Below are 15,679 nucleotides of genomic sequence, written 5' to 3'. Positions count from 1 at the left end.
AAAGCTGATCTCTCTCTTTTCATTCAGGCACTTCTTTCTCAGTTACTCAGGTCGCTCCATGCTTTTAGGTACCGTGTTTCCGGTTACTTCGATTTTCCGGGCGGCTTGCCGGTTCCCCCGGCTTTCACCGTTAGGGCGGCGGTCGCCGCGCTTTCGTTATGAAGACGGTCAATGGCAGTCACCACATACGTATAGGTCTGATGCTTGATCACCGTGTCGTCCGAGAAATGCTGCGTCCCGTTACCGGTTCTTCTGAACGTGCCCAGCAGGTTTGCCGGATCGTCTATGCTGCCGGCATTCCCCCCGTCGAACCGGTAGATCGCATAGTAGGTCTCGTCCCCGGCTGGCTCCCAGCTCAGGTTTACGCCATGAGCCTTATTGGCCTTAAGCTTCCGCGGCGCGGACGGAGCCTCCGTATCGAGCCACGGCATGGCCGGCACCAGTGCCGGATACCGGTACAGATCTGTCTTCAACCGGTCCGTAAAGCCAAGCGCATTCTCGGCGAACCACTTCGAGCTGAAGTACATGCTGCCGCGGACTTCCTCGAAGCTGCGGTTATACTTCACCTGATTCGGCATTTCCTCCGGATTGGACCACTCGGCCGTTGTCCCGATTTTATATACGGCTTGCCCGCTATACAGATGCACGTTATGACCGGCGACCACATCGCTCCACCATTCGATCAGCTTGTCGTAGGCGGCAGCCGAGTAGCCGATATTCCAGTAGATTTGCGGCGTGATATAGTCGATCCATTCCTCTTCAACCCATTTTTTCGAATCGGCGTAAATGGCATTGTAGCTTTCCAGTCCATTCGTTTCCGACCCGCTTGGATCACTGGACTTGTTCTTCCAAATGCCGAACGGACTGATGCCGAACTTCACATAACTCTTCTCCTGCTTAATCGCATGGCTGACCTTCTGAATGAACTGGTTCACATTGTTTCTTCTCCAGTCCGCCTTGTTCGTGAAGGCCCCTTTATACTGGGCATACGTATCCTCGTCCGGGAAATCAACGCCCGTTACGGGATACGGATAGAAATAGTCGTCAAAATGCACCGCATCGATATCGTAGTTTTTCACAACCTCCATAATGCCGTCCAGGATAAACTGCTGCGCCTCCGGTATGCCCGGATTGAAATACAGCTTGCCACCGTAAGCTTCCACCCACTCCGGATGCTGCCTTGCCGGATGATCGGCTACAAGCTTGTTGATATCTCCTTGAAGGCTGATCCGGTACGGGTTAAACCAGGCATGAAACTCCATATTGCGCTTATGCACTTCCTCCAGCAGGAAAGCGAGCGGATCGTAGCCCGGGTCCTTGCCTTGGACGCCGGTCAGCCACTCGGACCATGGACCGTACTCGGACGGGTAGAACGCATCCGCCGTTGGCTTGATCTGCATGATGACCGCATTCATCCCGGCGGCTTCCAGTTCGTCAAGGAGCTGGATGAACTGCTGCTTCTGCTGCTCGGGATCGGTAACCCCTTTGGCCGGCCAATCGATATTGTCAACGGTGGCAATCCAGGCGGCTCTCATCTCGGCTTTCGGATGCTCAGCCTGCTTGTTCACGATGATATAGAGCGAGCTGGTCTTCCCCTCATAAGTCGCCGTGATGCGTGATGAACCGATGCTCAAGCCCTTTACAACCCCCTTCTCATCGACGGATGCCACTGCCGGATTGCTGCTAGTAAATGCAACGCCTTCCGTAATCGTTATCGGCTCGTCCATCCACGAATAGGTCGCCGAGACGGACGTTTCGAACGAATCCCCAACCGTCACCGAGGTTAATCCTTGCAGTGCAATGCTCTGCAGAACAGGCACCGGATCGGTGACCGTAATCGCGTGCTGCGCGGCTGCTCCTTTATAAGAAACGGTAATCACCGCAGTGCCTTTCCCGACGGCCTGCAGGCCTCCGCTGCTATCCACGGTAACTACGTCCGGACGGTCACTGGCATAAGCAACCCCCTCCGCCAGCAGAACCGGCTCCATCGCCGTACCGTAAACGGAATAAACCACGCTTGTTCTCAAGGCGCCGGTAACCGAGGTTTCCAGATGAACCGGACCGGATACAAGCAAATGGTCAGGGGAAGGAGCATCTGCCATTACATGCAGCTCCAGCTGAGCCTTCGGCGCGTCGGCGTACTCTGCCGTAATTGTAACCGTGCCCGGTGAAAGCGCTTCAATCGTGTCGTATGTAGCTCCCATAACCGTAGCGATCGTCTCGTCGCTGCTCGTCAGCTTCACGCCTGAGGTTAGTCGCACCGGTTCGGACTCGCCGGCATACGTCGCATAGATCTGTGGCTTGATGGCTTCCCCGACGCCCATCGGCGTCAAACCGCCGATATCGAGCCCGTAGATCTGGGAATCGGTGTAGAATGCGGTCAATCGATCGAAGTACACCGTGCCGCTGTTTTTATTTGTATCTTTTAACTCGGTGATATAAATTTGATTGATTTTGAGAGGAGCCTTGATGGTGGATGGAACGGAAAACTTGACGTATTTCCAGCCTTTCCAGCTGAATCCCGAGGTAGCGGTTAAGTCAACGGCGTGCTTGCCGCCTGCCGCATCCTGAAGCTGCGCCCGAAGCCAGTGATTCCCGCCGTCCCCGTATACCCATAAGCCGAGCGCTTTCGGAGTGCCCGGAACGCTTCTGCCGGCCGAGCCGTCGAGGTCTTTAAAATTAAGATACGCTGCCGACGTGCCCGACTCGCTGCCGACAAAATCATAGGTTAAACTCGCAGCATGATACCCGTAATGTACCGGATCGGGATGGCTGATCATCCCCAGCTGGGCTTTCCCCCTGACGGCGGAGGCAGATAAATTCCCGGGGGTTTCAAACTCCTCGATAACAAGCGATTTCGGAACATCGTCTGCGTAAGCGGCTCCAGGACTGCCCCACACGGATACCGAACTGATCATGACAGCCAGTGCCAAAGCCAAAGACAAAAAGGATTTGCTTCGTTGAACGCTCCTTGAGGTGTTCATATTCACTAATTCACTCCTTGCCACTAAACATCGTGGAATATTGGTAATGACAACCATCCGATTTCATCGAGAGCTGCCGCCCACCTCCTACGCGTGATATGGAAAACCGAAGGGAAATAAAACCAACGATCATCCTGCCTCTATCATATTGAAATTTTGTTTCAAATTTCAATAGTTTTTATAAAATAAAATTTTAGAGATTCGGCAGGAATTTGGAAGAGTGATGGCGTAGACGTCGTAGTCGCTCGCAGGGAACGTTGTAAATCATGTGTAGCGCTCTTAAAATAAGGCTATGTTAAGGCATGGTATACGCCATTTGGCAGATTAACTAAGAAGTGATTTATGTTGAGGTGAGAGAATGAGATTGGATACTGACCGCATTTATATTCGTCGATTGGAATTGAATGACCTTAATTCGTTACTCGATTTACGAATTCGAAATAGGGAATTCTTTAAACCATTTGAACCATCCGCTCCCGCTTCTCACTACACGGTAGAGGGGCAGCGAAGCATTTTGGAGAAAGTGCAACACGATTGGAGTAATGGTTCCCGATACGGGTTTGGGATTTTCCTGAAAAACAATAATAATCTCATTGGACGGGTCAATTTAAGCAATGTAGTCCGTGGAGCGTGGGAAAGCTGCACACTGGGCTATTTCTTGGATGAGCAATATAACGGACAAGGATACACCACGGAAGCTGTTCGCTTAGCATTAAAATTCGCTTTTGGACCTGGAGGGTTACATAGGGTACAAGCCGGGGTTATGCCTCGAAACAAGGCCTCTATTCGTGTTTTAGAGAAAGCAGGATTTCGATATGACGGTTTTTCGGAATACTATCTTAAAATAAATGGCGTTTGGGAGCATCATAATCTATACAGCATCACACAAGAATATTGGGAAATATAAGGGAAGGCAATAGTCGATGCCGCAGTATCAATCTATCCACTGAGGGTCTCAATGGCAAAAAAGCAGCGCGGGCTGCTCCGCACTGCTTGTTCATTGCTATCCGTCGGCCAATTTGATGCCCTTTCCCTTTAGCTCTATCTATAAGCTGACCTGGCTCAACCTTCCGAAGGATACTTCAAGCCCCATTGGCCCCGGATTTGATCCAGCAGCTTCATAATCGCGACAGATTCATTCAGGGGGATGACATCGCTCTCAAGCTGCCCTTCGGCCAGGCAACGGCCCACTTCATAAGCCTCGAAAGCATATCCGATCTCCTTGCGGTCATCGTTAAAATGCACGGTGTCCTCGCCGTCGACGTGAAGCGTTGCCGATTTGGCGTTCAAGAAGGAGGGAATATGAATATGTCCGTTCGTTCCGAAAATGTGGGCTTCATTGGTCATGCCGAGGCGGATCGCCCCGTTTAACGAAGCGGTTTTGCCGGAATCATAGGATAAGATCACCGAGAACTGCTCGTCTACGCCCGTCTCCCCGATATGTGCCGTGCTCCATATTTGATCGGGCTCGGCCCCGAAAATCATCGATGCGAAGGATACCGGATAAATGCCTGCGTCCAGGAGCGCGCCCCCGCCAAGCTGAAGATTAAGGAGTCGCCCTTCGGGGTTCCAGCCGCTCCGGAATCCAAAATCTGCTTTCAACAGGCGGACTTCGCCGATCCGTCCTTCCTTCAGCCACTCGCGCACCTTCACGATCGGCGGCAGGAACCGCGTCCACATCGCTTCCATCAGGAACAGCTTGCGTTCGCGGGCCGCGGCGACCAGATCCTCCAGCTCGCGGCTGTTGATGGTGAACGGCTTTTCGCATAATACGGCTTTGCCCGTATCAAGACATAAACGGACGTTCTCGTGATGAAGCGGATGCGGGGTGGCTATGTAGACGACATCGATGTCAGGGTCCCGAACCAGCTCCTCATAGCTTCCGTATGACCGCGGAATGTCATATTTGGAAGCAAACTCAGCGGCGCTTCCCGCCGTACGCGACCCGACCGCCAGCGCCTCGCCGTTGCTGACAAGCGCCAGATCGGAGGCAAATTGCTGGGCGATCCAGCCGGTCCCCATGATCCCCCATTTGATTTTCGATTGCTGCATCATAACTCCTCCTCGTGTGTGCTGTGGTCAAAAAAATGATCCCTTTCCACCTTGCATACTCTTAGTGCAAAGCTCTGATACCACTCCTGCTTTCCCCGCTTCTGGGCAACCTGGTGAGCGGCATTTGCCTTCCAGGCGGCGATGGCTTCCGGCGACTCCCAGTAGGAGACCGTGATGCCCAAAGACGTATCCCGCGCCGATTCGATGCCTAAATAGCCCGGCTGCCGGGAGGCCAGCTCCACCATTTTGTCGGCCATCGCTCCATAACCGTTGTCCCCCTCGGTACGCTCCGATACGAAGATGCACGCATAATAAGGCGGGCTCGGCGTTTTGGCGTACGGCATGGTCCTCAAGCTCCTTTCATCGGGCCATCAAGGGCCTTCTTTAAGTAAAGTATCTTTGAAGGCGCCTCTCTTGGCCTTTGATTTTCATTATAAGGGAGTTTGCCGCATGAAAATATCTAAAATTTTCCGCCGCCTCGATTCCGAACGTCCGGGCGGCCGCAGCAGGCCTTGTTTGCGGGAGCGATTTTCCCGGGTACGATTCATTTCACTGCTGCCTGTGCTTTGTCCTCCGCTGCCCAGGCCGGGATCGCATCTCCGGCACTTATAGGAGGTCCGGGACATACATACGAAAGAACCGCCCTCCCACTCCTGCAGTCCTGCAAGGAGATGGGAGGGCGGTTCATCCGTGATTACTGCAGCTTATTCAACAGATTGAACATGACCTGCGCGCTTTCCGCACGTGTCGCGAGTCCTTCCGGTGCGAAGCGGCTTGGCGTATGTCCCTTGATGAAGCCGAGGGCATATGCCGTATTAACGGCCTCCTGTACCCAGTCAGGAGATCCGGCGATATCCGCAAAACCGCTGCGGGTCACGTCCGCTGCATTCGGCTGCTTCACCGCATAAGCGTAGGCACGAACGAGCATGGCCGCCATTTCCTGCCGCTTGATCGGCGCTTCGGGAGCAAAGCGGTCGCCGCTCGTTCCATAGACAATGCCTGCATCGGCTGCAGCAGCAACTGCGTCCGCATACCACTTGCCGGGGGTGACATCGCTATACGGCACCGGCCCCTCAGCCTGGATGCCCAGGAGCCGGACCAGCATCGCCGCGAATTCAGCCCGGGTTACCTTCTGGGCCGGGGCGAAGCGTTCCGCGGAAACGCCTTTGATCAGCTGTTTTGCAGCCAAGTCTCCAATCGCTTCCTCGGCCCAGAACGTTGACGGCACATCGGCAAACATCTTCTCGTACTGCAGGAGGCCATATGCGCTGAAGTGCTTGATCGGTGCCGACATGCGGCCGTCCTTCAAGATCCCCGGAATATACTCCAGTGCTCCAGAGTCGGAAACATAGTAGATGGAGACTCTGCTTCCACCGGTACCAGGTGGCAGCGGTAGTTCTAAAATGATTGCCTTGTCGAATTCCTTCAAGCTGTCGGCCGTACCGTTCGCGGACACCCATTCCAACCCGAGCTCGTACAAAGCTCCAATCTGTCTCAGCTGTGCCCCTTCTCTTCGGGCAGCATCTGCAATCCGCTGATTGGCTGCGGACTCCTTCAGCTTCTCGCTGCTCAGCTTGATGGAGCCCTTGTCCGGTTCATTCCCTTGCTCAAGTCTGCGCAGCTGAGCAAGAACTTCGCCCGGGATCGTGATTGTCATATGATTAGCCACAACCCGGATCGAACCTTCCTTAACCAGCTCAGCCGCGTTGCCCGGCAGGATCAGCTCCTCGAATTCGCCGTTCACCGTCAACACAGCCTGACCATTTACCAGCTTGTCGGCCAATTCCTCAGCCGTTACAGTAATCCTGCCCGGAGGCGGGGTAACCGGCGGTTTTGGCGGTATCACCGGCGGCTTTACCGGTGGGAACACTGGAGGCTTGCCCGGAGGGTCCACCGGCGGCGAAGGATCGGGATTCGGATTCGGATTTCCGCCGGTTCGGATGACCTTCAAGCCGTACTCCGACTTGAAGCCTCCGTAGGTTGCCGAAATCACCGTGCTTCCTTCAGCCAGCGCCCGGACGGTCCCGCGTTCATCAATGGAGGCTACTTCCGGCTTGCTGCTCTCATACGTCACGCCCTCGATGACAGGGATCCGGCTGCCGTCCGAATATACGGCCTCCGTCACGGTCTGGTCGGTGTCGCCAACCCTCAGCACCGGCTTGCCTTTGAAACGGATGGATTCGAGGGAGACATCCGTTTCCTTACCGACCATAATCCGCACATCCGCGAAGACTTCCGGCGATACGGTGCTTGTCGCCCGAACGATGGCCTCGCCAAGCTCGATGGCGGTCACGGTTCCGTCCGCCGATACGCTGACGGCTTGCTGCGGCTCGGCGCTGTACACTGACCACGTAACCGAAGCTTCTGCGCCGTCCGGCTTCACTTCCGCTGCCAGCTGACGGCTGTCGCCAACGGCAAGCTTGAGCTGCTTCGGCGATACGACGATGCTTTCCGGCTTCGGCTTCGGCGTTCCGGATTTGGTGAGCGTAAATTCATCGACGAGGCGGCCGCCGAGCGTTTTCGTAACGAACCGCAATTCATCTCCCTTCACTTCCACGGAGGCGTACATCTGGGTTTTCTCTTCATCCACAACCCGGTGCCAGCCCCGTTCGGTATGGGAATAAAACTTCGGCCCGGTCGAGCCGGCCACAACGTATGTCGTTCCGCTGCCGTCCGGTGCAATGGCAAGATTCTTCATCGGATAGGAGCGGACATAGATATGGTCATGCCCGTTCAATACAAGATCCACTTCATACTTCTCCAGAACCGGCGCCCATTGATTGCGTACCTCGGCGGAATCATAAATGCTTCCGTAAGGGCCGCGGTGGAAGATCGCGATCGTCCACTCCTTGTTGTTGGCCGCAAGGTCCTGCTCAAGCCACTTCTTCTGCTCTTCCAGCTCATATTCACTATTCAGCATGATGAAATGAATGTTTTTGTAATCGAACGAGAAATTCGTGCCCTTCAGACTGTCCAAGCCATTGCCCGGCTGGTTGAAATGGGCCAGAAAATCGCCGTTCTCCTTCGATCCCATCACTTCATGGTTCCCGATCGCCGATACAAGCGTCGTATTCAGGAAATGCGGCTGCGCCTCCCGGAACCAGTCATTCCACTGCGCTTCCAAAAAGCCTTTATCGACCATATCCCCGGCATGCACCATAAATTCCGCATCGGGATGCTCGCCTGCAGCCTTGTCAATCGTCTGGCCCCAGAGCTCGAATTCCTTCGCGGTGGATGCCTGAGAATCCGCAAAGTACAAGAATTTGGTCGATTCTTCCGTCAAGGACGCTGTTTCAAACGAGCCTTGTTCACTGTAATGGCCCTGGCCGTCCCCAACGCGATATACATATGCCGTTCCGGGCTCCAGGCCGCCGGCTTCGGCCTTATGGACACGAACCGTCCCCAGATCGAGCGTGTGGTACAGCTCGTTTGTCCCGCTGACTGTCTGTACGTTCGGCGCATCAAACCCGGTAAATTCGGATTGCTTCACCAGCTCAACCACCGTATGCTCGATCGCCGGGTGCGTATGCCAGTTGAACATCCGCGAGGATGCCGGATCCGCCCCCATGCCAACGCTGATGTTCGTCGGCGTCTCGGTTCCGGACAACGGAGAGACTTTAAACGCCACAGCCGGGCTGTACTGATTGTCCTTCACCGCTTGAACCGTATAGGTCTTGATCTGCGATGTTAACGCGTTTGTCCTCAGCTCGCCGGCCGTGTCCGTCGTGCCGATCAGCGCGCCGTCCGCCGTAATCTGCACGTCTTGAACAGCGGCACCTTGGGCGTCGGTTACGTGGAATACCGTCTCATAGCCTTCGACGGCTCCCTCTTCATTCCAGTTCAGCGCCAAATGTGCAGCAATCTTGGAAGTGATCGGGAGGCCGAAGAACGTAAACTCCGTATCCCCCGTATCCGTCAAGGTTAGCGCGCCGGATTTCAGCGAGATCACGCTACTACCTTCCGCATCCTTCTTCACGTCATACCCAATCCGTCCGATCACATCATCATCGCTTAAGGATGCGGTATGGATGTCCTTCCAGGTCACCTTAACCGTTCCTTTCGCTTGATCGATATCCGCCCATACCTGGGACGAATCCAGTTTGTCGCCCCGAATGAGCCGCACATTCTCCAGCTTCATCGGATCAAACTGGAACTCGATATGTCCGCTGCGGATCCGGGACGTGTTGACGCCGCCGATATCCAGCGTATAGCTGTTCCCCAAGTATACGGTGTCCGGCGTATCATACACGATCTTTGCTGCGTCTGCGCCTGTATTGATCGTGAAATGCCACTCCTTGGTCGTCTGATTCCCGGAGAGGTCGCGGACGGTCACCTTCGCTTGATGGATGCCGTCTGCAAGCGGAACGCTTGGCGTATAGTGGATTCTTCCTTCCGGCGGATACAGCGTATGCTGCACAAGCACGCCGTCTACATAGAAGCGAATCCGGTCCGGATCGATTAGCGTCGTTCCCGGATGCTTCGAAGGATCATAGCCCGCATCCTCCGCATATACCGTGATCGTTGGCGTATTCTTCGTGATCTCTTCGCCGGCGGCAGGCGAGAAGCCCTTGAGAACCGGCGGTTCAATATCGTCGTTAGCCGGGCCGTACAATGCCCGGATTTCGTCCACGTAGATCGCTCCGGCATCCTTCTTGTCCGCCTTGGTCTCCATATAACGGACAGGCATGTCCATGACGAGCGGAAGCGTTCTTCCCTTCGGCACGTCAGCCTCAAGGTACTTCCAGCCAACAAAATTCACGCCGTCGCTCTCATCGGTAAAATTCAACGGGATATTTCCCTTAGCGTCCCGAAGCTGAGCCCGGAGCCAATGCCCCTTGCCGTCGCCGTACACCCACATGCTGATCTTCTCGGGATAGCCCGGAATTTCGATATTGTCTGCCGCGCTGTTCGTCTGCAGATATGCACCGGAAGTCCCCGTCATGCCGGTAAAATCATACTCCAGCTTCAACGCGCCGCTGCCGGATCGGACATAGGTATCGTCCGTCTCGACCGATACCCGGGTCGACTTAAACTGCGCGCCCGCGCTTTCCTTATACCGGCCAAGGCCATTCTCGAAATCCTCCAGCATAACCGGCGGGAGCCCGACGTTCACATCGATGGAGGTCTCCACGCTGCCGTATTTAACATAGATCTTGCCGCTCACATTCTGTTTATCGGCAGCCGTAAACGTGCCGGTGCCGTCAATGGTTCCGATATCGCCTTCGACGCGCCACTCAAAGCGGCTGTTGTCGGCCTGAATGACCTGACCGTTACGGAGGGCCGTGACGGTTAATGTATTCGTGGAGCCGGACGGGAAGGTCATCACCTCATCCCGGAAGGATAGCTCCGTTATTTGATCAACGACTTCCAGCTTCGCACTGCCCCTCAGCGATCCCGATTGAACGGCTATTTCCGTCTCTCCCGGCTGGCTGCCCGCTGTGAATCTGCCATTGGCGTCGAAACTCCCGAATGCAGAATCGGCCTGCCATACTGGCGTGCCCGGCATCGCCGCGGGATGAAGGTTCGCGTCAACAGCCGCTGCCGTAAATACCGCCGACGATCCCGTCAGCACCCGTGCAAGGTTCGGCGATACGACAAGCTTCTCCGCTTGTCCTTCCGGCGCCTTGTTCACGAGCAGAATGCCGTTCGCGGTTTTGCGTTCTCCGCCGTCCGAAGGGGAGTTCAGCACCTTGCGTCCGGTCTCTCCCGGCAGGCGGGCGACGAAGGTTGCCGAGCCGCCGCCATCCAGATTGAGCGCGTTAACAACGCCAAGTTCCTGCAGCATCTCGCCGAGCTGGATGTAATTGACGCCTTCGCTGAAGCCCGGCTGGCGGCCGTCCACTTCGAACAGAACGACAGAGCCGTCCGCCTTCGTGCCAACCACCGTTCTCGGGTGAATGGCCGGATCCGCATGCTGCTGCACGATGCCATCCTTGACCAGCATCACCGTGCCGCCGATGGCCATCGTCACGTCCTTCCAGGCGTCCTCCAGCTCGAACCGGGCGGTCACTTCATCGCCGGGCTGAAGATTCGCGAGTTTGGCCCGCTGTTGGCCCGAAGCCGACAGAACGGCCTGATTCGGTCCGATTGGCGAATTCCCCCGGTCCTTGTGAACGGATGCGACCTTCATGACCAGGGTTTCACCGCTTGCAGCCCGCCCGCTGACGATATCCAGAACAACCTCATCGCCCAGGCTGTTCGTCATCGTCGTCTTGTTGAATTTTTCGGTATACAGCACAAGTGCGTCCGTCCCTCTCAGACGGTTGATGGACGTTATGCCAGTATCGGTCCCGCCAATCCGGACCGTCTTCGTTAATTTGGGGCTCCCGTACAAGGTTGTCCCGTCCTGCCGGATGCCGAAAGCATTCCTGCCGTTCGGCGGGTCGGTCAGAAGCTCTCCGTCTCCCATGAACAACCCCAGCGGGATGCCCGTCGACATATCGTAGAAATCCCCGTTGACGGCGGCAATCACCCGGTTGCCTTCCTTGTCGGCATCGGCTGCCATTTTGCTCACGCCCTGCATGCCGTATACCTTGCCGTCGGTTAGTCCGGGCTGGAGCTCAAGCTGTCCTTGCACCGGATCGAATTCCACCATATGAACCTTCTGCTCCCCGCTCCCCTTATGCATGTTCATCCAAGTATATGTAGCGCCCGGTCCAATCTCCATTTGCCGCATATCAATAAGGCCGGATGGGGCAGCTGCTGCCGCCGGCTCCGACGCTTGAAGCGCACCGGCGGGAAACAGCAGGGAAAGGAACATCACACCGCTCAGCAGTGAAGATATTCTTTTCTTCCTTCGAAACATATCATCAATTCCTCCTTCGTTCTTGTAGGGGTGCTTCCTCATGCTTGAAGGCCGCCCGAATAACGGGCTTGCATACGGAAGTATAACGGCGACTTGTTAAGCCCACCTCCTTTCTCTGTAAATCCGAAGTTAACTCTCTTAAAAACTTGAAAGAGGCGTTTGCGCCAAGCTAGCGGAATCCTCTTTCTCTAATCATATTGAAATTTAATTTCAAAATACAATATATTTTATAAAATAAAATTTTATTATTTGTGCAGGAATTTCTGCCCTCATGCCGTAATCGCGTAAATTGTAGAATCATGGAAAGGAGTTACGTCGGGGCGGGTTGCCGTCATTCGACGCCTTTCGCTCCCCTCTGCCTCTACACGATCCGATCAGACACAAAAAAACAACCGCTGCCACGAAAGGCTGCGGTTGTTCTTAAAGTTGCGCAAGGCTCGTTACTTCTTCGTTACATTGCCGTTGGCATCGATCTTCGCATTATAGGAAAGCTTGTTCAGCTTCGCGATGATCTCCTTGTTGTACTTCTTGTCCATCAGGTTCGGCTGGCCCTGGAGAATCTTCACCGGGGTGATCCGGCTCGTAATCTTGGAGCCCTGAATTTCAAAATGGACCATCATGGACAGGAGCGTCTTGTCTCCGCCGCGCGTGGAGCGGTTGAAGACAAAATTGCCGAGCGAATAGTAAATCGGCTTGTTCTTGTAATACTCAATTCCCATGAGCGTGTGGCTGTGCGAACCGACGATGATGTCCGCTCCCGCGTCAATCATTTTCTTCGCCATGCTCCGGGCGTAATCATCAGGGTAATCGGCGAATTCCTGGTTCCAATGAATATAAACGATCGTAAAGTCATTCGCCTTCGCCGACTTTTTGATCTGGCTGAGCATCGGCTCCATCGTATAAGCGGATGCGGCCCCCGGATGGTTCTTGCCGGCGATCCAGGAGTTGTCCGACAGCACGCGGCTGACGCCTAACACGGCGATCTTCTTCCCTTTGACCGTCTGTACATACGGCTTGAACGCTTCGTCGATGTTGCGGCCTGCGCCGGTATACCCGATCTTCTGGCGTTTCAGATGGGTGATGGTGTCCAGCATCGCCTGCTGGCCATAGTCCAGAATGTGGTTATTGGCCAGCGTTACGCCGTCGATCCCTGCGTATACGAGGCCTTTCAGCGTATCCGGCTTGGAGCGGAAAGCAAAGGTTTTGTTCGCGGCCTTGCCGCGGACGGACACCGGCGTTTCAAGGTTGGCGAAGGCCATGTCCGCTTTTTTCAAAATAGGAGCCACCTTCTTGAACGGATACAGATTCCCGTAACGTTCGATCTGGTTCCCCACATATCCGTCCAGCAAAATATCCCCGACAAAAACGAGATCGATCGGCTCGTTCTTGGAAGCATTCGTCTTGGTTGCTGCACTCGTCTTGCTCGTGGCCGTCCCGGTCCCGCCAGCCGACGCGGCGGATACGATGGAAAAAGGGAGCAGCATTGCGCATACCAGAATGAGGGCGATTAATTTCTTCATCTAAGCTGCCGCCTTTCTATGAAATCCTATGAAGCCATTTCTTCACCGGAGTATTCTATCATAAATTGATAGAAAAGGGTAATTCTATTAATTCATCCAATTAATAGAACGATCTCCCTCCAATGAATGCCATTCTGTATAAGTTGAACAAATGAATGTATATTAGGGCAAGTACGTAAAATGTTCCTACAATCGCTGTTGGTTTCAGATTTCATGATTTAATAGAACTTATTACGGTAGAAATCTGAAACCAAAGGCGACCGTTCCACTTCTTCGGAATCATTTTACTCCCTCGCCTGCATCGTTTTCTTAATTGCAACTTATATCTTTAATATTTCATAGATTTAGACTGAATTCGCGGGCAAAAAGTTTCAATTCGGAAGAGAAATATTGAAAGTGAAATCAATTGCTTATATATTTAAACATATCGTAATCAAAATGATACATTCGATTTCGTTTTGTTGTCATTTAAGCTGTTATGCATTACATATTCATAAAAAAAAAGAAGGAGCTGATCGCAATGGATGTTCATTCCGAAGGGGCCTACGCCTCGCTCCCGATCGACGAAACGGACCGCAAAATCATCTCCATCCTCGGCAAGCACGGCCGAATCTCATACACGGATCTGGGCAAGGAGGTCGGGCTGTCCCGCGTAGCGGTGCAGGCAAGGGTCACCGCCCTGATGGACAGCGGCGTGATCGAGCGGTTTGCGGCGGTAATCAATCCGGAGAAGGTCGGAATCGCGGTATCCGCCTTTTTTAACGTGGAGGTTGAGCCGAAGCATCTGCAGCAGGTGGCGGACGCTTTGGAGAACGAGCCACACGTCACAAGCCTGTACCATATGACAGGGCCGAGCAAGCTGCATATGCACGGGCTGTTTACGGACCATAAACAGATGGAAATGTTTTTAAATGAGAAGCTGTATCCGCTGCCGGGCATTACGAGCGTAGATACGCAGATCCTCATCAAGCGTTATAAAAGCCGGATGGGCATCAGACTCTGATGCCGTGTGTTTATCTTTACGAAAGAAAGGACTTATATCGTGAGCTCTAACAACCGCAGCAATCCCTACATCGAATTGACCATCGGCATGTTCCGAACCGGAATCCTTGGTTATGGCGGCGGACCTTCGGTCATCCCCCTCATCCGCCACGAGGCGGTCGTCCGGTATCACTGGATGAACGATGACGAGTTCGGCGAAGTGCTGGCCCTTGCCAATGCGCTCCCCGGTCCCATCGCCACGAAGATGGCAGCCTATCTCGGCTACCGGGAAAAGGGCGTGCTCGGCGCCATCATTGCCGTGATCGCCCACATTTTCCCAACCTGTATTGCCATGGTTGCGCTGCTTTCGGCCGTGACATTTCTCAGCAGCTCCAAAATCGTTGCCGGGATGATTGCCGGCGTAACGCCGGTCATTGCCGTCATGCTGGGCACGATGGCTTACGAATTCGGGGAGAAGGCCGTCAAGGGACTTGGCATTTATGTCGGCATTGGCCTGTTTGTGATCTCGTTTCTGCTGCTGGAGACGGTCCAGCTTCACCCCGCCATCGTGATCGTCCTGTTCCTGGCTTACGGTACCGTACATTTCAAAGTCGTGGCTAAGCTTAAGAAGCAGCGCGGGGATAAGGAGGGATCGGCCTGATGGAAGACTGGCTTCAGCTATTGATCAGCTTCTTCATCTCCAACGTGCTCGGATACGGCGGCGGCCCCGCTTCCATCCCGCTGATGTATAAGGAAATCGTCACGCATCACGGTTGGCTGAGCGATCCGGATTTCTCGAATATGCTGGCGCTCGGCAACGCGCTGCCGGGGCCGATCGCCACCAAAATCGCCGCTTTCGTCGGCTATGGCGTCTCCGGCTGGGTAGGCATGGTGATCGCCCTCGCAGCTACCGTCATCCCGTCCGCCGCCGCTTTAATCTGGCTGCTGAACCTGCTTCAGAAGTACCGCACGTCCCCGGTCGTCAAAGGCATGACGCTTCTCGTCCAGCCGGTCATCGCGATCATGATGCTGACCTTGACCTGGCAGATGGGCAAAAGCTCGGTCATCTCCATCGGGCTTCTGCAATCCCTGGGCATCGCGGCCGCCGCCTTCTGGGCGATGAATATCCGCAAGATTCACCCGGCGATCGTCATCGTAGCCGCGTTCGCTTACGGCGGACTGGTGCTGTCGCAGGTGGTGTGAGCGAGCAGCTAGAAAGGCATCCCATCTTTGGGGATGCCTTCAGGCTGTCGAGAAAGTCTCGACAGCTATTTTCTTGTGAATTTAATTCAACACGACACCGCGTTAATGTTGTATAATGGTATTAAATAAACCGT

9 protein-coding genes are annotated in these 15,679 nt (G+C 54.4%); 4 read left to right on the top strand and 5 right to left on the bottom strand.

Features of this window, described 5'->3' with window-relative positions:
- Positions 1 to 83: 83 nt before the first annotated feature.
- Positions 84 to 2,984, bottom strand: coding sequence for a family 10 glycosylhydrolase (locus J2Z18_RS23910; RefSeq protein WP_028404484.1), 2,901 nt, complete (start codon positions 2,982 to 2,984; stop codon positions 84 to 86).
- Between the two features lie 358 nt (positions 2,985 to 3,342).
- On the opposite strand from J2Z18_RS23910, the gene J2Z18_RS23905 reads away from it, so the two are divergent.
- Complete coding sequence (locus tag J2Z18_RS23905) at positions 3,343 to 3,891, top strand: GNAT family N-acetyltransferase (protein WP_007131613.1); 549 nt, start codon at positions 3,343 to 3,345, stop codon at positions 3,889 to 3,891.
- 155 nt (positions 3,892 to 4,046) lie between these two features.
- On the opposite strand, the gene J2Z18_RS23900 is transcribed toward J2Z18_RS23905, so the two are convergent.
- The 4 genes from J2Z18_RS23900 to J2Z18_RS23885 form a co-directional block, all read right to left on the bottom strand.
- A complete protein-coding gene (locus tag J2Z18_RS23900; protein ID WP_028404483.1) occupies positions 4,047 to 5,036 on the bottom strand; it encodes a Gfo/Idh/MocA family protein in 990 nt (329 codons plus the stop codon).
- Complete coding sequence (locus tag J2Z18_RS23895; RefSeq protein ID WP_007131611.1) at positions 5,036 to 5,380, bottom strand: antibiotic biosynthesis monooxygenase family protein; 345 nt, start codon at positions 5,378 to 5,380, stop codon at positions 5,036 to 5,038. Before J2Z18_RS23895 ends, J2Z18_RS23900 begins: the two co-directional genes overlap by 1 nt.
- Before the next feature lie 350 nt (positions 5,381 to 5,730).
- Complete coding sequence (locus J2Z18_RS23890) at positions 5,731 to 11,841, bottom strand: phosphodiester glycosidase family protein (protein WP_210095462.1); 6,111 nt, start codon at positions 11,839 to 11,841, stop codon at positions 5,731 to 5,733.
- Positions 11,842 to 12,281: 440 nt separating this feature from the next.
- Positions 12,282 to 13,361, bottom strand: a complete 1,080-nt coding sequence (locus J2Z18_RS23885; RefSeq protein ID WP_210095461.1) for a CapA family protein — start codon at positions 13,359 to 13,361, stop codon at positions 12,282 to 12,284.
- Between the two features lie 520 nt (positions 13,362 to 13,881).
- Here J2Z18_RS23885 and chrS point away from each other — a divergent pair.
- The 3 genes from chrS to chrA are packed head-to-tail and all read left to right on the top strand — an operon-like array spanning position 13,882 to position 15,545.
- Entirely contained in the window at positions 13,882 to 14,364 is a 483-nt protein-coding gene (gene chrS, locus J2Z18_RS23880; protein ID WP_007131608.1) for a chromate efflux transcriptional regulator ChrS, read from the top strand.
- A gap of 39 nt (positions 14,365 to 14,403) precedes the next feature.
- On the top strand, positions 14,404 to 15,003 hold the full coding sequence (chrB, locus tag J2Z18_RS23875; protein WP_276825314.1) for a chromate efflux transporter ChrB: 600 nt from the start codon (positions 14,404 to 14,406) through the stop codon (positions 15,001 to 15,003).
- Positions 15,003 to 15,545, top strand: a complete 543-nt coding sequence (gene chrA / locus J2Z18_RS23870; RefSeq protein ID WP_028404480.1) for a chromate efflux transporter ChrA — start codon at positions 15,003 to 15,005, stop codon at positions 15,543 to 15,545. The genes chrB and chrA overlap by 1 nt, the downstream gene beginning before the upstream one ends.
- Positions 15,546 to 15,679 lie beyond the last annotated feature (134 nt).

Origin of the sequence: Paenibacillus lactis (assembly GCF_017873605.1) — a bacterium.
GTDB lineage: Bacteria > Bacillota > Bacilli > Paenibacillales > Paenibacillaceae > Paenibacillus_AQ > Paenibacillus_AQ lactis.
Note: the sequence above shows the minus strand (reverse complement) of the source record. Positions and strands in the feature narration are given on the sequence as shown.

Bases quoted from the DNA above. Each gene is read 5' to 3' on its own strand.
- J2Z18_RS23910 (WP_028404484.1), bottom strand. From the start codon at position 2,984: ATGAACACCTCAAGGAGCGTTCAACGAAGCAAATCCTTTTTGTCTTTG.
- J2Z18_RS23905 (WP_007131613.1), top strand. From the start codon at position 3,343: ATGAGATTGGATACTGACCGCATTTATATTCGTCGATTGGAATTGAAT.
- J2Z18_RS23900 (WP_028404483.1), bottom strand. From the start codon at position 5,036: ATGCAGCAATCGAAAATCAAATGGGGGATCATGGGGACCGGCTGGATC.
- J2Z18_RS23895 (WP_007131611.1), bottom strand. From the start codon at position 5,380: ATGCCGTACGCCAAAACGCCGAGCCCGCCTTATTATGCGTGCATCTTC.
- J2Z18_RS23890 (WP_210095462.1), bottom strand. From the start codon at position 11,841: ATGTTTCGAAGGAAGAAAAGAATATCTTCACTGCTGAGCGGTGTGATG.
- J2Z18_RS23885 (WP_210095461.1), bottom strand. From the start codon at position 13,361: ATGAAGAAATTAATCGCCCTCATTCTGGTATGCGCAATGCTGCTCCCT.
- chrS (WP_007131608.1), top strand. From the start codon at position 13,882: ATGGATGTTCATTCCGAAGGGGCCTACGCCTCGCTCCCGATCGACGAA.
- chrA (WP_028404480.1), top strand. From the start codon at position 15,003: ATGGAAGACTGGCTTCAGCTATTGATCAGCTTCTTCATCTCCAACGTG.